This window comes from Ralstonia sp. PBBBR1, from assembly GCF_002256165.1.
Taxonomy (GTDB): domain Bacteria; phylum Pseudomonadota; class Gammaproteobacteria; order Burkholderiales; family Burkholderiaceae; genus Ralstonia; species Ralstonia thomasii.
The window spans coordinates 89545-108490 of sequence record NZ_NKIL01000015.1 but is presented as its reverse complement, the minus strand read 5'-3'; the positions used below and the strand labels follow the sequence as shown (position 1 = coordinate 108490).

Sequence of the window (18946 nt, the reverse complement as noted above, 5' to 3'; positions counted from 1 at the left end):
TCAGCCCGCCATGCGCTTGCCAAGGCCCCACGCGGCCTTGATGCCGCTCTTCACGGCGCCGCCGCTGATGCCGCCACCATTGCCAAACAGCTTGCCGGCGATGCTGGGAATCTCGAACGTGTCGCAGTAGAGGTTCTTGCTGGTATTGGCGAGGCTGTTTGGCAGGTAGATGAAATTCGCGATGGTTTCCTTCAGCACCTCGAAGTCAGCGATCCGGGAGATCTGACGCAGCGACTGTGTCGCCATCCATACGGCGCCGTTGAGCTTGCGGATGGTGGTCAGCCACGTTTCCAAGCGCCTGTAGAAGCGCTCGTATTTGAAGAAGAAGCCCGCCTCCTCGATTTCAATCAGCGTGAAGCGCTGACCGTCCATGCTCTTGCTGATCCGGAAGAAGGCATAGTCCAGGAACAGAACGGCTGCGCGCTCATAGTTAATCAGCAGCTCGCCCATCTCGATGGTCAAGTCGTCACTGATTTGGAAGGCGTCGTCGACGTTGTCGAAGAAATCACCGTACTGGCCGCCCTTCATCCAGAGTTGCAACCGCTCGCGTAGATCAGCGTGGATCAGCGTGGCGAAGAAGGACAGGGTCCATTGCTCGCGGCTATAGCCGGCCAGAATCTGAACCGCATCGAAGATGTCCTGCTTCTGTGTGGGGGTGAGCCTGAATCCGTCTTCGTCCTCGATGGCCAGGATCAGCCATTCCGTCACGTAGGCGTGGTTCTCCGCCTCCCCAAGGAGGGACAGCGGGTTGCAGCGTGTGGCGGTGGCGAACTTGCCGGTAACATCAATGAATTGGCCGCCACCGAGTTGCGTGGTGATGCGTGTCGACCGATCCTTATCAAAACGGATGCGCCGCGGGTTGTGCCGCCCCGCCTGTGACATGAGAAAATTCAGGAACACCGACTTACCCGCGCCAATCGGGCCGATCACGAAGAGGTGACCGTTGCCACCAGGCTCGTGCATGTCGACACGCTGGGCGGTCAGGTGGCGCGTCGGCAAGCAGGTGAGCGGTGGCATCTCCTTGCCAGCTTTGTCCGAGAGCCAGTCGTTGCGGGTCGGCCCGGGATTGATCGTGCAAATCGGGGCGACGTCCGATACGGCGGGTGTTTCGACGAATTGCAGGCGCCGCTGGTTGTCCCAACGGCCGGGCAGCGTGCAGTTCCATGCCGGCATGAGGTTCGTGCCTTCACGAATCGTGCCGAACCCCGCGTTGCTGATGGCGCCGACGACCAGACTGACCGCGTCCGAGCATTCCTCTTCGGTGTTGCCGTAGACGATGATGGAGATGTTGGCGAACCCATGCTGCTGACCATCCGCGGTCAGACGGCGAAGCGCCTGGCCCGCCTCGTCGGCGAGCTGTTCCCGGCCCTCGTCGTTCTCCTGCTCTTCCTTGGCAGCGAACTGCTTCAGAATTTTCCACAGGTTGAAGCTCGCCATCTTGTAGAAGCTGCGGATCTTCTCGATGTAGACGTTGGCCTTGGAGTTGTCCAAGAAGCGATAGAGTACGCAGACGTCCAGCTCAACATCGAGCTTCGTCAGAACATCCAGCGCTGCTTCCTGGAAGCCGAGCCACTCCTTAATGGCAACCACGGCCGCGTAGCGCATCCCATGCGCCGACTCAAAAAGTAGTTGCTCGGCACCCGGTGTCACGATCGACTCGGTGAGGTGGGTGTCCAGCAACGTCATCGGGAAGCGAATCCTGCGCGGCGGCACGGAAGGGTTCGCCGCTTGATGCAGAAGTGCCATGGACTCCTGCAGCATTTGCCGTTTGAGACCAATCTTGGTGTTGCCGCCGACAAATGCATCGAGCATGCCTTCGAAGCGCTTGGCATCGGCCTGCGTCTTGGCAAGATCGAAAGCGAACGCGTTGCGAGCAAGGAACGTGTCTTTCAGCGACTCGAACAACGCGGCGACCAGCCCCTTACCGCCAACCGTGACGTGGTAGCTGATCTTTTCGAAGATCTTGTCCAAGCCAGACGCAGGCGTGTAGCTGAGCGCGAGCGAATGCGTGTTCTGGTAGAACTTGCCCGATGACATGTTGGCCCGGTTGAGCTCGTCGATCTTGGCGTCCTGGGCACTGGCGAACTCGCCGGCGATGTAGTCGTGTGCGCGACGGTGCTTGATGCGCCACCACGCAGTGATACGGCCATCCAGACTCCGGCAGGCCTGATCGAGCTGATCCCGAGCGGACGTGATTTCGCTCTTGTTGGGATGGTCAGCATCAACGCCACCAAGCCCATAGGTGGCAAGCAAACTTCCATCCTTGCCGAGCACAAGCGTGGGCGTGATAAAGGTGAGCCAGGGAGCGATTTCCTGGATGGGTCGTTTCTTCTTCAGCATGGCAGATCACTGTCGAACCCGTAGGGCCGGCGAAAGCGTGCGCCGAGCTTGCCGTGCCAGGGGCCTGGCTCGTACAAGTCGCCATAGCGGTCATAGACCATGAGGATTTGGTTCCACCACGGGTCTTTGTTGGTCAGCCAGCGCAGCGCCATGTGGACCACCATGCCGAGCGCAAGGAATCCGCAGATGAACTGCCAACCGGCTCGGTAAGTGATGTAGACCAGCACTGCGGTGAGCGTGCCGTTGGCAATGGCGAAGCCACGCACAACACCACCGATCATGCGAGGCAGTGATAGGGAGCGGCTACCTGGACATTTGACGCGGTCCCCATCGAGAAACAGCGGGCCTACGGCCAACGTATCCAGGCCCGCCGTCCCGCCAAAATCCGCGAACTCAAAGCGTCGACGCGCACGCTCGAACTGGTGTTCTTCCTGCGTGTCACCTTGCTGGAGTTGACTGACGCCATGGTGTACCAAAGCGGGCGCCGTATCTCAGACCTGGTCCGGCAGGCGTACAACAAGACCACGACGAAGCAAGCCCGCTCGGCGATCGAATACCGGCAGCAACTGGTGGAGATCAAGGCCCTGGTGGACGATACCCGCCGCTCGGCCGAGGACCGACTGGCCGACATCGGCAAGCTGCTTAAGGGTCTGTCCAGTCGGCCGCCGGCAAGTCACGCCGCAAGCGTGCGCGAAACCCTTACCGAAGACCACCACCGACTCCGCAACCTCCTGACACCCTTGCGGGCGTTGGAATTCGCCAGTCACGGTAACGATCCTGCCATGCGCCAACTCGATCTCGTTGGCGGTTTGCACGATCGGGGCATGACGGAGTTGCCGCCAGACTGCAATGTGCCAGTGAGCGCCAGTTGGCGCGACCTGGTCGACGGTGAGGACCGCCAGCGCGCGCTGCGTGCCTTGGAGGCCTCTGCTGTAATGAGTTTGCGCAAGGGGCTGCGCCGCGGCACGGTGTGGATCAACCATAGCCTGTCGTTTCGAGAACGAGACCAGTTGCTGATTCCGCCGGCACAGTGGGAGGTCGACCGCGACCGGCATCTGTCTTCGCTCGGCCTGCCAAGCCAAGCGAGGCTCTATCTTGATCGCCTGACCGAGCATTTGAAGGCGGGTCTCGCTGCGCTGGACGAGGCCCGTGAGGCTGGCCACTTTACGATCGACGCGGACGGCATCCTGCATTTGTCGCCATTGGAAGCGCAGACCACGGATACCACGCCTCAACGCACCCGAGATCTGCTGTTCAAGGACATCGGCAGCGCACAGTTTGCCGACATGATTCTGGAGATGGATGCGCGCACCAATTTCAGTGAAGTGCTGTTGGCGCGCAAGGCGCGGGATGCCCACGAACTCGTCTCCCTTTATGCAGCCCTGATCGCGCACGGCACCGAACTGGATGCCAAGGGCGTCGCGGCGATGATCCCGCAGTTGGACCTCGCGCACGTCTCCACCGCGATGCGCTCCCTGGAAATGCCCGGCCGGCTGCGCCGCGCCAACGAACGTGTGGTGGAGTTCCAGCGCACGCACCCGATCACCGATCTATGGGGCACCGGCCAACTCGCCTCCAGCGACTCCATGAGCCTGGACACGTCCCCACATCTGTTCTACGCGCGCGCTGATCCCCGCCGACGCACGCACGCCGCTGGCGTCTATACGCACGTGCTGGATCAGCATGGGATCGTCTACAACCAGCCGATGGTGCTCAACGAGCGCCAAACTGGCGCGGCGATCGAAGGCGTCATGCGTCACAACGAAACCCGCGCTGACGGTGGGCTGCTGCGGCTCGCCGTCGACACCCATGGCTACACGAACGTGGGGATGGCGGTGGCCAAGCTACTTGGCTTTGACCTCTGTCCCTGGCTGCGCAACCTGTCGGAGCGCAAGCTGTACCGTGTGCTGTTCACACGCACCAGCGAGATCGTGCAGAAGCTGCAGGCCGCGCGCCAGAGCCTGCAGTTGCCATCGGCCCTGGCCAAGCTCGACCGATTCGACCTGATCATCCTGGATGACCTGTCGTACGCCCGCAAGGACCAAGCCGAGACCAGCGTGCTGTTCGAGCTGATCGCCGAACGGTATGAGCGGCGCAGCCTGATGATCACCGCCAACCAACCGTTCTCCGGCTGGAACGACGTGTTCCCAGACCCCTCGATGACGGTGGCCGCCATCGACCGCCTGGTGCATCACTCAACCATCTTTGAAATGAACGTCGAGAGCTACCGGCGCCGCACCGCCAGCGACAAACAGGCCGGGCGCCGCCGACAACCATCTAGCGACAACCATGACGAGGGAGGAGCGACAACCATGCCCGACTAACCACCGACAATTACCCCGGCCGACCGGCAATGATGATCGACGGTAAACCGGCAGTACTACTTGACGCTATCTACTCAAGGCGATCCGCGACGGCTGGGATGGCTTGCTACGCCTGGTGGCGTCCATTCACGCGGGGCGCGTGAGCGCGATCGTTGCGCTGCAACGCTTCGGCAGTGCTGCCCAGGGTGACCCGATCCACCGGGCAGCGGATCACCTGGGCAAGCTGCTGCGCACGCTGTTCCTATGCGACTTTTTCAGCAACATCGAGTTTCGTCGCGAGTTGCGCACGCTCCTCAATCGGGGTGAATCCGTGCACCATCTCCAGCGGGCGATTTATATGAGTAAGGTCCAACACGAGCGCGGTCGCCGCCAGGACGAGATGATCGCGATTTCCGGGGCGCTCTCGCTGCTGACCAATCTGGTGATTGCCTGGAATACCGAGCGGATGCAAACGACGGTGGATACGTGGCAGCGCAAGGGGCAACGGATCGACGATGACTGGCTGCGCCGCATGGGGCCGGCACACTTCGCCCATGTGAATTTCCGGGGCGTTTTGAGCTTCAAGATCCACCAATTTCAGGATGCCCTGTTGGAGGCGGCACCTCGCCGGCGTGCGAGCCAAGCATGAAGTCCTGCTTGGCACGGGTCGGCCGCAATCGCGTTTATTAGAGGTTCATGCAAGGTTACTGCGTCAAAGCAATGGCAGAGGTCCGCCAGACCGGACCTGTCAGACTGCAATGCCCGGCCGGGGTGCGACCGACAGCGCTGTTTCGATCCGATGCTGGGCAAATGGGTCGGCCGCGTCGATATAGCGCATGGCCGAGCGTACGTCCTTCCAGCCGACGTATTCCATCAGCATCTTGAGATCCCACTGGTTCGAGTTCGCCCAGGTTGCAAAGCCCCGTCGTAGTGAGTGGCTGCTGTAGCGGTCCGATTGCGGCAGTCCTGCGCGATGGAGCAGCGCGCGCAACAAAGGCACGATGCTGCTGGCCTGCAGTCCATCGGCTGCGATTCGGCTCCAGCGGTCAATCCTGCGGAACGCGGGGCCCTCGGTCAGGCCGGACGCCGCCAACCAGGCCTCGTAGGCGGCGACTGGGCACAAGCGCGACAACGCGGGCGCCTTGTGGGTCGTACCGACATGGTTGCGGTCCGTCTTGGTGCGCGGCAGGAAAATCGTCATGCCCCGGCCGGGCTCCACCGTGATGTGCTCGATCTGCAGCCGACTCAGTTCGTCCGACCGGAAGCCCCGCCAGAAGCCGATCAGCACCAGCGCCTTGTTGCGGGTATGCACCTGGAGTTGATGGGCGTTGCCCTCAGACGAGGCGGTCGCGATCTGCGCATCCAGCGAGGCAACCAGTTGCTCCAACTGGGCGAGCTGCAATGGCTTGGCGCGCCGCTCCTGCGCGGGGTGCAGTGCCTGGATGCCCTTGAGCACCTTGCGGACGTGCGGTGCTCGCGTGGGGTCGGGAAAGCCCTGCGAAACGTGCCACTGCGCGATCGCAGCCAACCGTTGGCGCAGCGTGTTGATGGAAAGCGTCTGTGCGTGCTCAGCCAGATAGCGTGCAACGCTGTCGGCGCTGGCCGGCAGGAAGCCACCCCACTCTTGCTCGAAATGACGGATGGCGGACTGATAGCTGCGCCGTGTGTGATCGCGGGTCGCTGCCTGCAGATACCTGTCGATATCCGCCATTGAACTCTCAAATCAAGGTAGCGACTACGCTTTGCTCGATGCCTTCTGCGATCGGAGGTTATACGCGAAGCTGAGCACAATGATCAGCAAGATCGCCACCTGTGCGATCACCGTCTGCATGGACGGGTAAATCCCCAGCACGTCAATACGCGGCATCGAAATCGGCGTGATGTGCAGAAAACCAACCTTCTGCAACGCCGCAACGCCCTTGCCGATCAGCACCACTGCCAGGACCGCGACCAGAGCCGAGCTGAAGGCAAAGAACTGGCGGATCGGCAGGCGCGCCGAGGAGCGCAGCAGCACGACGGCGATGATCGCCAGGATCGCAATCCCGGAGCCCAAGCCGGCCAGCAGGTAGATGCCGTTCCCTTCGCTCCACAGCGCGGCGTAGAACAGCACGGTCTCGAACACCTCGCGGTACACCGTCACGAATGACAGCACGAACAGCATGATCGCCGAGCGCTTGTTCAGCGCGGAGGACAGCTTCTGCTTCACATAGGCCTGCCAGCGACCGGCCAGGCTCTTCTGGTGCATCCACATGCCCACGCCGAGCAGGACCACGGCCGCAAAGATTGCCGAGAAGCCTTCGGTCATCTCGCGGCTGGCACCGCTCAAATCCACCAGGTAGGTAGCGACGGCCCACGTCAGTCCACCGGCGGCCAGCGCAACAATCCAGCCGGCATGGACGTATGGCAGCACGTCGGTGCGTTCGGCCTTCTTCAGGAAGGCCATCATGGCGACCACGACAAGCAGTGCCTCCAGGCCCTCGCGCAGCAGGATCGTCAAGGCGCCCAGGAACGTCGACAGCGGGTCGTTGGTGCCACCCAGTGCATCCTGGGCTTCAGTCAGCATCGTCTGCAGATGCTGCGCGATGTCCCGTACCTGCTCGGCCTGACCGGTAGTGATCGCGTTGCGATACAGGCCCATCATTTTTTCGATGTCCTGGAACAGCGACTGGTTCTTGGCGGCCAGGGCCGGTTCGACCGGCTCGAAGCCGTCGAGGTAGGCGGAGAGCGCCAGGCGCGAGGCAGTCGCTTTGTCGCCCTGGTCGAAGGCGGCTACGCTCTCTTTGAGCTTGTCCTTGGCGATTGCGAGACTGTCTGCGTTGGAGGCGTTCAGCACATCCGGCGCGCTTCTCAAATAGGCGGTCAATTGCCGCGCGGCATCCGGGCTGATCGTCTTGGCCAGCAACGCTTCTGGCGTCTGGCTGAGCTTGGCGAGCGTCGGCACCGCGCTATGCAGCTCCGGGCGGGATGCCCACAATTTGGCGCCGGCTTGCCGGTCCGCATCGGAATAGGACAAGGTCGACGCAAAATAGGCCAGTGCCCAGCGATCATCGTCAGTGAGCTGCGCGAAGCTCGGCATCGAGGTGCCCTCGACACCGCGCGTGATGATCTGCTGGAGGGCGAAGACGCTGCGCTCCTGGGCGCGCTGATGATCGGCCAGGGCTATGGGGGGCGGGCTCAGCTTGGCGGCCAGCGGACCATCGGCGTGTCCGGTGTTGCCATGGCAGGACGCGCACTGGCTTTGATACAGCGTAGCTCCATGCTTCAGGTCGGGCACCTTGCTGGGCGCCATCGGCACCGGGTAGGCGGCCAGCAAGCTGTCCGCGAGCTTATGCGCCTGTTCACCGACGACGGTGGGTGCGGCCTTGTCGGCGATGAGCGTGCGCAACGCGCCAGCATCCTTGAGCAAGGCTTGCGTCTGTGGCCCCGCCGGCAACTCGGCAATCTGGCGCTGCGCCGCATGCGCAAACTCCTGCATTTCGGCGTACTCATCGGCATTGGCCACCTGGCCGTCCTTGACGGAGCGACCGTAATCGACCGCCAGATAGTCGAGTAATTGCCAGACCTGCTTGGTCTTGTCTTGAGTGGACAGCGTGTCGGCGTACGCGCTTGAAACCGATGTCAGCAGGTAGAACAGGATGAGGGTGACGACGCGCTGCAGTTGCATGAAGAGCCTACCGGCGAAGCGGGAGAAATGGCTTTAAATGAGAATGATTGTAATTCATGTTTCGTGACGCAGATGTCGCGCTGGTCAAAAAACATGCGGCCGAAGGGGTCACATAGCGAACCCGTTCGGCCATTCCCCTTCGTGTCAGCGGTGCGTGCCGTCTCCAGTGCACGTGCCGCTACCTTCGGACAACCCCTGCAGGATTCCGCAAGCTTCTGCAGCTCGCCCGTCGGAACAGGTCTCGCGCAGCGCGCACAAATGGTGCTTTAACACCCCCAGTGCCTCGATACGCCGCTCGACTTCCTCGATGTGCTTGTCCAGGAGGGTGTTCACCGCGCCGCAATCCTCGTCCGGTCGCTCGCGGTAGCGCAGGAGTGTCCGCACGTCGTTCAGCGGCATGTCCAATGACCGGCAGTGGAGGATGAACTGCAGCCGCTCAATGTGCCGCTCGCTGTACAGCCGGAAGTTGCCCGAGCTGCGGTCCGGCGGCGGCAACAGGCCTTCGCGCTCGTAGTACCGGATGGTTTGAATCGGGCAGGCCGTGCGCTTGGCGAATTCACCGATCTGAATGTTCATGATGTCGGGCCGAAGTCCCTTGACTCTATAGTAGCTATAGAGTGTGTACTTGAGTCCAATCCATTTCAAGCGACAAAGGGAGGTGCTGTGAGTGATTGCGGCTCCAAGGGGTGCGGTTGTGCTGCCACCAACGTGGTGACGCCGGCGGACGGCGATGCGGCGGCTGTTGACCTGAAACGATCCCGCTACCGGATCGACAACATGGACTGCCCGACGGAAGAAACGCTCATTCGCAATAAGCTGGCGGCGCTGCCCGGCGTGGTCAACCTTGAGTTCAACCTGATGCAGCGTTCGCTGGCCGTCCAGCACCGGCTGCCATCCCCGGCGCCGATCGAGCAAGCCTTGGCAGCCGTTGGCATGCGAGCGGTTCGCGCCGATGAAAGCCCCGCCGGGCAGAGCACAGTCCTGACCATTCGTCAGATGGACTGCCCGACCGAAGAAACGCTGATTCGCGGCAAGCTGGCGGGCATGGCGGGCGTGTCAGACATGCAGTTCAATCTCGTCCAACGCACACTCGCCGTTCAACACGCTGCCGATGCGCTACCGCAAGTGCTGGCTGCCATTCAGTCGCTTGGCTTCGATGCCGAGGTGCGCGACCGCTCTGCCGCAGCACCGCTTCCCGAACAAGATGCCGCGCCCACCAAATGGTGGCCGCTTGCCATTGCCGGCGCGAACGCCGTCCTGGCGGAAGTGGTGTATTGGCTCAACGGTGGCAACCATTGGGTGGTGGTGATCCTGGCGCTGGCCGCGATCCTGACCGGCGGGCTGTCCACCTACAAGAAAGGCTGGATCGCGCTCAAGAACCGCAACCTGAACATGAACGCCCTCATGTCGATCGCAGTCACTGGGGCGATGGTGATCGGCCATTGGCCGGAAGCGGCGATGGTGATGGTCCTCTTCGCCTTGGCGGAGGTCATCGAAGCCCGTTCGCTGGACCGCGCCCGAGATGCGATCCGGGGGCTGATGGATCTCGCCCCGGAGACAGCCACGGTACAGCGCAGCGACGGCAGTTGGTCCGACGTCGATGCCAAGACCGTGGCCGTTGGCAGCCGTGTGCGGGTCAAGCCGGGCGAGCGCATCGCGCTCGATGGCACGATTCTGCAGGGGCGGTCATCCGTCAATCAGGCGCCGATCACGGGCGAGAGCCTGCCGGTCGAGAAGGCAGCGGGCGACTCCGTGTTCGCCGGCACCATCAACGAATCCGGGTCGTTCGAATATCGCGTCACCGCAGCGGCAAGCGACTCCACACTGGCACGGATCATTCACGCCGTCGAGGCCGCGCAAGGCAGTCGAGCGCCCACGCAGCGCTTCGTTGACCAGTTCGCCCGGCTGTACACGCCCATTGTGTTCGCGGTTGCGCTTGCGGTGGCCATCGTCCCTCCGCTGGTCTTCGGTGCGACTTGGCTGGACTGGATCTACAAGGCCCTAGTTCTTCTCGTGATTGCTTGCCCCTGCGCGCTCGTGATCTCGACGCCGGTGAGCATTGTGAGCGGCCTGGCGGCCGCCGCGAAGCGCGGCATCCTCATCAAGGGCGGCGTCTATCTGGAAGAGGGACGCAAGCTGAAATGGTTGGCGCTCGACAAGACCGGCACGATCACGCACGGCAAGCCAGCGCAGACGGACGTCGTGGCCTGGAACGGTGCGGACGCGTCCGCCGCCCAGATCCTGGCAGCTAGCCTGGCTGCCCGCTCCGACCATCCCGTCTCCCTGGCCGTGGCCCGCGCGGCGCAGGACCAAGGCCTAGCCCTGCGCGACGTCACCGATTTTGCGGCCTTGCCCGGACGCGGCGTCCGGGGCCATGTCAACGGTGCGCTCTATCACCTGGGCAATCATCGTCTGGTCGAGGAACTGGGCGTGTGTTCGCCGGCATTGGAAGCACAGCTTGCCGTGCTGGAAACCCAGGGCAAAACGGTCGTGATGCTGATCGGCCAGGACGGCGTACGCGCGTTGTTCGGTGTGGCGGACACCATCAAGGACAGCAGTCGCCAAGCGATCAAGGAATTGCACGCACTGGGCATCAAGACTTTGATGCTGAGCGGCGACAATCCGCACACCGCAGAGGCGATTGCGCAGCAGGTCGGTATCGACGAGGCTCGCGGTAATCTGCTGCCGGAAGACAAGCAGCGCGAAATCGAGCGCCGATCCGCACAAGGAACCATCGGCATGGTCGGCGATGGCATCAACGATGCGCCGGCGCTGGCACGGGCCGATATTGGATTCGCAATGGGCGCGGCCGGGACGGACACGGCGATCGAAACGGCCGACGTTGCGCTGATGGACGACGATCTGCGCAAGCTCCCGGCGTTTGTACGACTATCCCGGTCCACGGCCGGGGTGCTGAAGCAGAACATTGCGCTGGCGCTCGGCATCAAGGTCGTGTTCCTGGCACTGACCTTTACAGGCCAGGCCACCATGTGGATGGCGGTGTTTGCCGACATGGGCGCCAGCCTGCTGGTGGTCGGCAACGGGCTGAGGTTGCTGCGCAAATGAATTGGAAGTTCCTCGTGTACGACTGGGGCGGCTGGAACGTCGCGCTATTCCACGCCATCAACTCGGGGATGCCAAGCGCCCTGGACCCGGTGGCGTGGTGCTTTAGCCTGATTGGCAACTACTGGACTGCGCCGCTCTTGCTGCTGGGGCTCTGGCGGTGGTCGATATCAGCGTCGAATCCAGCGCGCGCGTGCGCTGTCAGGCAACGCCTCGTCACGTTTGGGTTGGCCTTCGCGCTTGCCCTGCTGGCCGCTTCCGCCTTGAAGTGGTGGCTGGATTTCCCACGGCCACCGGCGGTACTCGGCCACCTCGTGCACGTCATTGGTGAGCCGGAACTGCACTACAGCCTGCCGAGCGGGCACTCGACGTTCGCAGCGCTTGTGGTCGGGGCACTCTGGCCCTTGGTGGGTTTTCGGGGGCGTCTCGCGTTGGTGTTCTACGCCGCGTTGGTCGGGTGGTCGCGTGTTGCCGCCGGGATGCATTTCCCGGCGGATGTGGTCGCCGGCTGGATGCTCGGGGCTAGCAGCGTCGCTATAGCAGGGTTGTTGCGCTCAGCATTGATGTCACGACAAGGCGCCCTCGTGAAGGGACTTTCTGGCTGATTCCGCAGCATGCAGCGGCGCACGACCGATGGGCCGTGCGCCGCCGAGGGTTTACTTGCTCCGCAAATCGACGACGGTCGGCTGACCGTCGACCATATCAAAGACGGCCCACACCGCTTGGCCCTCCTTGAAGTGCTGCAGTGATGCCTTGTCCTTGACGGCAAACGTCATCGTCATGGCGCCCATGCCGAGATTGTCGATGGCGCCGTGCTTAAGCGTGACCTTGCCGGTGTCGAGGTAGATCTTGCGGACCTCTGCTGCCACGGGCTTGGGCGCCTGCTTGGTTTGACCAGCAGGCTTCATGTCCATACCTTCCATCGGCGTGGCCGCAAAGGCGGCTGGAGTCGACGCCAGCGTCAGGGCGAATACAACAGCGGAAACGTAGTTCATCGTGAGACCTTGTCATGAGAGGGTGGTTGGGGAATGGATTGCCCGCTGCCACGCCTGCGCAGCAGCAGGTAGACAGCAGGAACGACAAACAGGGACAGCAACGGCGCGGTGATCATGCCGCCGACCATCGGCGCGGCAATGCGCTGCATGACTTCGGAGCCTGTGCCGTCCGACCACATGATCGGGAGCAGGCCAGCCAGGATGACGGCCACCGTCATGGCCTTGGGGCGTACACGCAGCACGGCGCCTTCCTGAATCGCTTCCAGTAGCGCTTGGGTAGAAGTTTGACCGTTTTCCTGCCGCTCGGTCCAAGCGTGTTTGAGATAGAGCAGCATGATCACGCCGAATTCGGCCGCCACCCCGGCGAGCGCAATGAAGCCGACGACTCCGGCCACCGACAGGTTATAGCCGAGCAGATACAGCAGCCAGAACCCGCCGATCAGTGCGAGCGGCAGCGTGCCCATGATGAGCAGCGCCTCGTCGATACGGCCGAACACGAGGTACAGCAGCACGAAGATGATCAGCAAGGTGAATGGTACGACCACCTGCAGCTTGGCACTCGCACGCTCCAGGTACTCGAACTGCCCTGACCAGCTCAGCGCGTAGCCCGCCGGCATCGGCACCGCCTTGGTCACTGCTGCCTGCATGTCCTTCACCGCCGAGCGCAGGTCGCGCCCCCGGATATCGACATAGATCCAACCCGAGAGCCGGGCATTCTCGCTGCGCAGCATCGGCGGGCCCTGCACGACGCGGATGTCCGCGACGTCGGACAACACAATCTGCTGGCCCCGGTCAGTGACAATCGGCAAACGCCGCAACTGCTCCACGGAATCCCGATAATCGCGCGGATAGCGGAGGTTGATCGGGAAGCGGGCCAGGCCGTCAACCACCTCACCGACATTATCGCCACCGATGGCGGATGACACGATGCTTTGCACGTCGTCGATGTTCAGGCCGTATCGGCCGGCGGCCTGTCGGTTGATGTCCACGTCGATGTATCGTCCGCCGGACAACCGCTCCGCTAGCGCAGAGGTGACACCCGGCACGGTTTTGACGGTCTCCTCGATCCGAGTGGTCAGTCGATCGATCTCCTTCAAGTCCGTGCCCGCCACCTTGATGCCGACCGGGCTCTTGATGCCGGTGGCGAGCATGTCGATGCGGTTGCGGATCGGTGGCACCCAGATGTTGGACAGCCCCGGCACCTTGACCACGCGGTCGAGTTCTTCCACCAGTTTGTCGGTCGTCATACCGGGGCGCCACTGGTCGTGCGGCTTGAACTGGATGGTGGTCTCGAACATCTCGATCGGCGCCGGGTCCGTTGCGCTGTCCGCGCGCCCAGCCTTGCCGTACACGCTGGCCACTTCGGGAACCGTCTTGATGAGGCGGTCGGTCTGCTGCAGGAGCTGAGCCGCCTTGCCGGCCGACAACCCAGGCAATGCTGACGGCATATACAGCAGATCGCCCTCATCCAGCGGCGGCATGAATTCGCCGCCTGTGCGCAGGATCGGCCAGGCCGTTGCCCCCAGCAGCACAATGGCGATAGCGACCGTCGCCTTGGGATACGCCAGCACCTTGGACAGCATTGGCTGGTAGAGGCGGATCAGCCAGCGGCTGAGCGGGTTCGATTGCTCGCTCGGGATACGCCCGCGGATCAGGTAGCCCATCAGCACAGGCACCAGCGTGACCGACAACCCAGCCGCTGCCGCCATCGAATACGTCTTGGTGAACGCCAGCGGCGAGAACAGGCGGCCCTCCTGCGCCTCCAGCGTGAACACGGGGATGAACGACAGCGTGATGATCAGCAGCGAGAAGAACAGCGCCGGCCCCACTTCTGCCGCCGATTCCCCGATCACGTTCCAGCGCTCGTGGCCTGTGAGTTCGCGGCCGGGGTTGTCCTCGAGCCAATGCTCCAGATGTTTGTGCGCGTTCTCGATCATCACCACGGCCGCGTCGACCATGGCGCCGACGGCGATGGCGATGCCACCCAGCGACATGATGTTGGCGTTGACGCCCTGGTATCGCATCACCAGGAAGGCCGCCAGGACGCCCAGCGGCAGCGAGACGATTGCCACCAGTGCCGAGCGCAGATGGAACAGGAACACCAGGCACACGACAGCGACGACGATGAATTCCTCGATCAGCTTGTGCGTCAGGTTGTCCACCGCGCGCTTGATCAAACCGGACCGGTCGTAGACAGGAACGATCTCCACGCCTTCGGGCAGACTGGTGCGCAGCGTGGCGAGCTTGGCCTTGACGGCTTCGATCGTCTCCAGGGCATTCTTGCCTGAACGCAGGATGACGACGCCACCTGCCACCTCGCCCTGACCGTTCAGTTCCGCGATGCCACGGCGCATCTCGGGCCCGAGTTGGACGGTGGCGACATCGCCCAAATGCACGGCGATGCCCGCATCGTTCGTCATCAGGGGAATCTGCCGGAAGTCGTCGAGCGTCTTCAGGTAGCCGCTGGCGCGGACCATGTACTCGGCTTCGCCCAGTTCCAGCACGGAGCCACCGGTCTCCTGGTTGGCACCCTTGAGCGCTGCCAGCACCTTGGCCTGTGTCAGGTTGAACGCACGCAGCCGGTCCGGCTGCAACACCACCTGGAACTGCTTGACCATGCCGCCGACGGAAGCGACCTCCGCGACGTTCGGCAGGGCCTTCAACTCGAAGCGCAGGAACCAGTCCTGCAACGCCCGCAGTTGGGCCAAGTCGTGCCGGCCGGTCTTATCGACCAGCGCGTATTCGTAGATCCAGCCCACGCCGGTGGCATCCGGGCCCAGCGCCGGTTTGGCCGCCGCAGGCAGGCGGGACTGCACCTGGTTCAAGTACTCCAGCACGCGCGAGCGTGCCCAATACAGGTCAGTCCCGTCCTCGAACAGCACATAGACGAACGAATCGCCGAAGAACGAGTAGCCGCGCACCGTCTTGGCGCCCGGCACCGACAGCATGGTGGTGGTCAGCGGATACGTGACCTGGTTTTCCACGATCTGCGGCGCTTGGCCAGGGAACGGCGTGCGGATGATGACCTGTACGTCCGACAGGTCGGGCAGCGCATCGAGCGGCGTGCTGCGCGCGGCCCACAGACCCCAGGCCGTCAGCATGACGGTCGCTAGCAGCACCAGGAAGCGGTTGCGGATGGACGCGAGAATCAGCCGTGCGATCATGGCTTGCCCCCCTGATCCGCGCCGGCCGGCTCGACCGAGGACAGGACTGCCATGCCATCGTCATGCAGTTGGAACCGGAAGCGCACACGGTCCCCAGGCTTGAAGCGCTTTGGCAGGCCGGAGGGCGGTGCGGCAAAATCCATTGTCATCGCGCTCCAGTGCGCGGACGGAATCGCGCCATGTGAGATCGTCAGGCCTTCGCTGGTGACAGCCTCAATGCGGCCGACGCCTTCATGCTCGATGGCGGCCGCTGCGGGCGCGGAGGCCGCAGGTGGCGATGCCATGCGTTGGGCGGTGCCGCGCAGGCTAGCTTCCGAATCAATCAGGAACTGCCCGGAAACCACCACCTTCTGTCCCGCGCTCAAACCGTCGGTCACTTCGGTCTGCCCATTGGCTTCGGCTCCGGTCTTGACTTCGATGGGGTTGAAGCCGCCATTGCCGGCGTCCACCATGACGATCGTGCGCGTACCGGTGCGAATCAACGCCTCCGTGGGGACCAGCAGCTTGTCCGGGCCGGCTTGCGCGCCAAACCGCACGTTGGCGAACATGCCGGGCAAGAGGCGGCGGTCCCGGTTCTGGAGTTCGACGCGCACCTTGACGGTTCGCGTATTGGCATTGACGTCGGGCAGGATGGCATCCACCTTGCCGGTCAGCGCGTGTCCAGCGATTGCCGTCGCCGTGGCCGTCACCGCCTGGCCCGGGCGGATGGCCGATGCTTGGCTCTCGGGAATCTCCGCCAAGACCCACACGGTGGACAAGTCGGCAATCTTGAAGAGCGTCATGCCGGGTGCGACAGCCATGCCGTCCCGGACCCCGACCTCGGTGATGACGCCATCGATGTCGCTGGAAATCGCCAGCCGTGGCTGTGGCTTGCCGGTGGATTCGACCAGCCGGATCTGCGCCTCCGTCATGCCGGCCTGGCGCATGCGCAGCAACGCTGCGCTGCGCAGGTCCCCCTGCAGGGCGTTGGCCGTACGCGAAACGGCCAGGTACTCCTCTTGTGCGGCGACCCATTCCGGCGCGTAGACGACGATCAGCGGTTGCCCGCGCTTGACCGGGTCTAACGTGGTTTTCGCGTACGCCCGTTCGACAAAGCCGGCGGCGCGCGCTTGAATGATCTCGATGCCGCGCTCGTTGATGGCGATATTGCCGGGCACTTCCAGCATGGCGTCCAGCCGGCCGGTCTTGACCTCAGCCGTGCGCACAGCAAGATTCTGTGCCACACGGCCATCAACCGTGACGGCGGCGCTCCCGCCGGCGCCATTCTCGTAGACGGGGGCAAGCGGCATGTCCATGAAAGGTGATTTGCCTGGTTTGTCGAAACGCTGGCCAGGTGCCATGGGGTCTTGCCAATAGAGAATCCGCTTGCCCGTCTTGGGATCGATGTCGCCCGCTTTGAGCGGGGCATCGGCGGCTTGGGCAGATGCTGCCGCCTGCGTGGGCGCGCTCCGCTGTCCCTGCCTCACGCCAAGGTAGTAGGTGGCGCCCATGCCAAGGCTCGCCAACACCAGACTGGCTGCAATGCGCGCAAAGATGGTTCGGTTCATGGTTGAACTCCAACGTTGGAGGTCGGCTGGTTTGCCGTGGGGAGCGGTTTGAGGAAGGCGAGCTCGGCCCAGAGTTGGGCCGTCGACGCTTCGAGCTTGAGACGTTCCAGCGCAAGGTCGAGTGCCTTGCGGCTTGCCTCGGCGACCGCGGCGAGCGAACCGCTTCCAGTCCGGTAGGACGTTAGCGCTGCCTCGGTTTGCGCGCGCGCTAGCGGGACGGTCGTGGTTTGATAGCGATCCAGGCGGCGTTGGTTCAGTCGCAACGTCTCGCGCTTGCCCAGAATCTGGCCCACCATGTTGCGCCGCAAGACTTCTGCTTGAGCGCGCGCGGCATTGGCTTGCGCCAGCTTGGCCGAGACCTCGCGGTCCTGGCGGTTCTTCTGATCCCAGGGAATCGGCAGGGAGACGTTCAACGACACCATGTTGGCGTAAGCCGGTCCGCGCTGGCTATACATCAGCTCCACCGTCACGTCGGGTGTCTTGGCCGCACGAGAGACACGTCCTTCAGCGTCCGCCATGGCGGCTTGCGCGCTGGCAGCGGCCACATCGGGCAGGGTATCGATGGCCGCGTCGTCCAGCGCGTCGAGCCACTGCGGGACGTCGAACCTGGGGGGCGCGGCGGGCGGGCGGCTGGATGCGTCGCCTACCCAGCGCCGCAGCATGGCCTTGGCAGACGCTTCCGTCGCCCGGGCCTCGTCGGTCCGGTCTTGCAACTGCTGCCGTTCAAGGCGTGCAGCTACGATGTCGGCGCGTGAGCCGCGATTGCCGCGATAGGCCGCCTCGGCTGCCTCGACCTGCAAGGCGACAGAGGCTGTTTGTTCCGCCAGCAGTTGAACGGTACGTGCGGCATACCAGCGGTCAAGCCAGGCTTGCGCTGTGCTGCGCTGGACGGCTGCCAGCGCGGCGACACGCTGTGTTTCGGCCGCGGAGGCCTCGGCGTTGAAACGTTCCGCACGGGCACGGCGCTTCTCGGTCCGCGTGAGCTCTTGCATCACGCTGACCGAGCGCATGGTCATGAAATCGGTGCCGATGGAGAACCGGTCGCTGCCATCGGCGGGAACATTGTTCACGCCGAATTTGAGGACAGGGTCGGGCAGTTGGGCTGCCGCCACGGCCATGTCGAGCGCCGACTGTACACCGGCGCGGGAGGTTTCCGCGTCGGCGGAGCGGGACGATGCCAAGCCGATCGCTTCCTGCAAGGAGAGCGCATCGGTCTGGCTATACGCCAGATGACTGCTTAAAAGCAGCAGGACGGCGAGCGCGAGCAAGCGCCCACCGCGTGGGGGAAAACGCAAAAGCATAAAGCCTCCGGAAAGCAACGACCACCTTGCCGGTTAGGCGGCAAGGCGTGAGAGATACGTCGCTTCGGAGGCTACGTGCGGAAACAGCAGTTCAGGATGGGAATCGGGGGTGGTGGTGCACGGGGCGCCACATCGGCGAGCAAGACCGATTGGCCGTCCGCCATGATGACTGGCTCGGCCGTGATCATCCGGATCAGGACGGGCAGGAAGATGGGAATCTGCGGCGATACGTGATTGGCCGACTTGGTGCCGCTCTGGCAGTGCTCAAGACAGAGGCCGTCATGCTGGTGCACATCCTGCTGCGCCTGCATGGCCATCTCGGGGCACGACTGCACCATGGCACCGGCGTCGGTCGCATCGGCCATGGTGGGCATGACCTCCGCTGAGCCGCGGCTTGCCGCACAGGCGTATGCTGCCGCTGCCAGTTGAACTGTCAGGAAAGCGATGACTAGGAATCCGGCGAACCACGGCCGGCGAAGCGATGCGCGCACGTTCTGCAGATGATGTGATTGGATCGAATGGTAACAGCGGCTACGCGCGATGTGCACGCGGACGCGGCTTATGATCGA

12 protein-coding genes and 2 pseudogenes are annotated in these 18946 nt (G+C 63.4%); 4 read left to right on the top strand and 10 right to left on the bottom strand.

The genetic code is table 11. The annotated features are described in order from the left end of the window. Positions 1–2340 (bottom strand): VirB4 family type IV secretion system protein, encoded by a 2340-nt coding sequence (locus tag CFE42_RS22290; protein WP_004635238.1) that lies wholly within the window; start codon positions 2338–2340, stop codon positions 1–3. Then, positions 2334–2621 (bottom strand): hypothetical protein, encoded by a 288-nt coding sequence (locus CFE42_RS22285; RefSeq protein ID WP_004635235.1) that lies wholly within the window; start codon positions 2619–2621, stop codon positions 2334–2336. The genes CFE42_RS22290 and CFE42_RS22285 overlap by 7 nt, the downstream gene beginning before the upstream one ends. A gap of 183 nt (positions 2622–2804) precedes the next feature. Here CFE42_RS22285 and CFE42_RS23960 point away from each other — a divergent pair, with 183 nt between their 5' ends. Together CFE42_RS23960 and CFE42_RS22275 are read left to right on the top strand one after the other, a co-directional pair. Next, on the top strand, positions 2805–4664 hold the full coding sequence (locus tag CFE42_RS23960) for a Tn3 family transposase (RefSeq protein ID WP_004635234.1): 1860 nt from the start codon (positions 2805–2807) through the stop codon (positions 4662–4664). A gap of 73 nt (positions 4665–4737) precedes the next feature. Then, positions 4738–5292: pseudogene (locus CFE42_RS22275) on the top strand (Tn3 family transposase); the annotation flags it as partial. Between the two features lie 99 nt (positions 5293–5391). On the opposite strand, the gene CFE42_RS22270 reads toward CFE42_RS22275, so the two are convergent. The 3 genes from CFE42_RS22270 to cadR form a co-directional block, all read right to left on the bottom strand. Then, positions 5392–6354, bottom strand: a complete 963-nt coding sequence (locus tag CFE42_RS22270; protein ID WP_012435720.1) for a site-specific integrase — start codon at positions 6352–6354, stop codon at positions 5392–5394. 24 nt (positions 6355–6378) lie between these two features. Then, entirely contained in the window at positions 6379–8307 is a 1929-nt protein-coding gene (locus tag CFE42_RS22265) for an FTR1 family protein (protein ID WP_012435721.1), read from the bottom strand. 144 nt (positions 8308–8451) lie between these two features. Further along, complete coding sequence (gene cadR, locus CFE42_RS22260) at positions 8452–8883, bottom strand: Cd(II)/Pb(II)-responsive transcriptional regulator (protein WP_009277754.1); 432 nt, start codon at positions 8881–8883, stop codon at positions 8452–8454. An 87-nt stretch (positions 8884–8970) separates the two neighbouring features. On the opposite strand from cadR, the gene CFE42_RS22255 reads away from it, so the two are divergent. Together CFE42_RS22255 and CFE42_RS22250 are read left to right on the top strand one after the other, a co-directional pair. Then, entirely contained in the window at positions 8971–11373 is a 2403-nt protein-coding gene (locus tag CFE42_RS22255) for a heavy metal translocating P-type ATPase (RefSeq protein WP_012435722.1), read from the top strand. Beyond that, positions 11370–11915 (top strand): annotated as a pseudogene (locus CFE42_RS22250) (phosphatase PAP2 family protein); the annotation flags it as partial. The gene CFE42_RS22255 and the pseudogene CFE42_RS22250, both read left to right, overlap by 4 nt. A gap of 111 nt (positions 11916–12026) precedes the next feature. Here CFE42_RS22250 and CFE42_RS22245 read toward each other — a convergent pair. The 5 genes from CFE42_RS22245 to CFE42_RS22225 all read right to left on the bottom strand — a co-directional run bounded on the left by CFE42_RS22245 (position 12027) and on the right by CFE42_RS22225 (position 18868). Then, positions 12027–12365, bottom strand: a complete 339-nt coding sequence (locus CFE42_RS22245; RefSeq protein WP_004635229.1) for a copper-binding protein — start codon at positions 12363–12365, stop codon at positions 12027–12029. Then, positions 12362–15529, bottom strand: a complete 3168-nt coding sequence (locus CFE42_RS22240) for an efflux RND transporter permease subunit (RefSeq protein ID WP_004635226.1) — start codon at positions 15527–15529, stop codon at positions 12362–12364. Before CFE42_RS22240 ends, CFE42_RS22245 begins: the two co-directional genes overlap by 4 nt. Further along, on the bottom strand, positions 15526–17076 hold the full coding sequence (locus tag CFE42_RS22235) for an efflux RND transporter periplasmic adaptor subunit (protein ID WP_004635224.1): 1551 nt from the start codon (positions 17074–17076) through the stop codon (positions 15526–15528). The genes CFE42_RS22240 and CFE42_RS22235 overlap by 4 nt, the downstream gene beginning before the upstream one ends. Continuing rightward, on the bottom strand, positions 17073–18377 hold the full coding sequence (locus CFE42_RS22230; RefSeq protein WP_004635223.1) for a TolC family protein: 1305 nt from the start codon (positions 18375–18377) through the stop codon (positions 17073–17075). Before CFE42_RS22230 ends, CFE42_RS22235 begins: the two co-directional genes overlap by 4 nt. Positions 18378–18448: 71 nt before the next feature. Continuing rightward, positions 18449–18868 (bottom strand): hypothetical protein, encoded by a 420-nt coding sequence (locus CFE42_RS22225; RefSeq protein ID WP_009277756.1) that lies wholly within the window; start codon positions 18866–18868, stop codon positions 18449–18451. Positions 18869–18946: the final 78 nt, after the last annotated feature.

What these genes read in the sequence shown, in the direction of transcription:
- CFE42_RS22230 (WP_004635223.1), bottom strand. Translation starts at nt 18,377, where the DNA reads ATGCTTTTGCGTTTTCCCCCACGCGGTGGGCGCTTGCTCGCGCTCGCC.
- cadR (WP_009277754.1), bottom strand. Translation starts at nt 8,883, where the DNA reads ATGAACATTCAGATCGGTGAATTCGCCAAGCGCACGGCCTGCCCGATT.
- CFE42_RS22235 (WP_004635224.1), bottom strand. Translation starts at nt 17,076, where the DNA reads ATGAACCGAACCATCTTTGCGCGCATTGCAGCCAGTCTGGTGTTGGCG.
- CFE42_RS22270 (WP_012435720.1), bottom strand. Translation starts at nt 6,354, where the DNA reads ATGGCGGATATCGACAGGTATCTGCAGGCAGCGACCCGCGATCACACA.
- CFE42_RS22290 (WP_004635238.1), bottom strand. Translation starts at nt 2,340, where the DNA reads ATGCTGAAGAAGAAACGACCCATCCAGGAAATCGCTCCCTGGCTCACC.
- CFE42_RS22240 (WP_004635226.1), bottom strand. Translation starts at nt 15,529, where the DNA reads ATGATCGCACGGCTGATTCTCGCGTCCATCCGCAACCGCTTCCTGGTG.
- CFE42_RS22265 (WP_012435721.1), bottom strand. Translation starts at nt 8,307, where the DNA reads ATGCAACTGCAGCGCGTCGTCACCCTCATCCTGTTCTACCTGCTGACA.
- CFE42_RS22285 (WP_004635235.1), bottom strand. Translation starts at nt 2,621, where the DNA reads ATGATCGGTGGTGTTGTGCGTGGCTTCGCCATTGCCAACGGCACGCTC.
- CFE42_RS22245 (WP_004635229.1), bottom strand. Translation starts at nt 12,365, where the DNA reads ATGAACTACGTTTCCGCTGTTGTATTCGCCCTGACGCTGGCGTCGACT.
- CFE42_RS23960 (WP_004635234.1), top strand. Translation starts at nt 2,805, where the DNA reads ATGGTGTACCAAAGCGGGCGCCGTATCTCAGACCTGGTCCGGCAGGCG.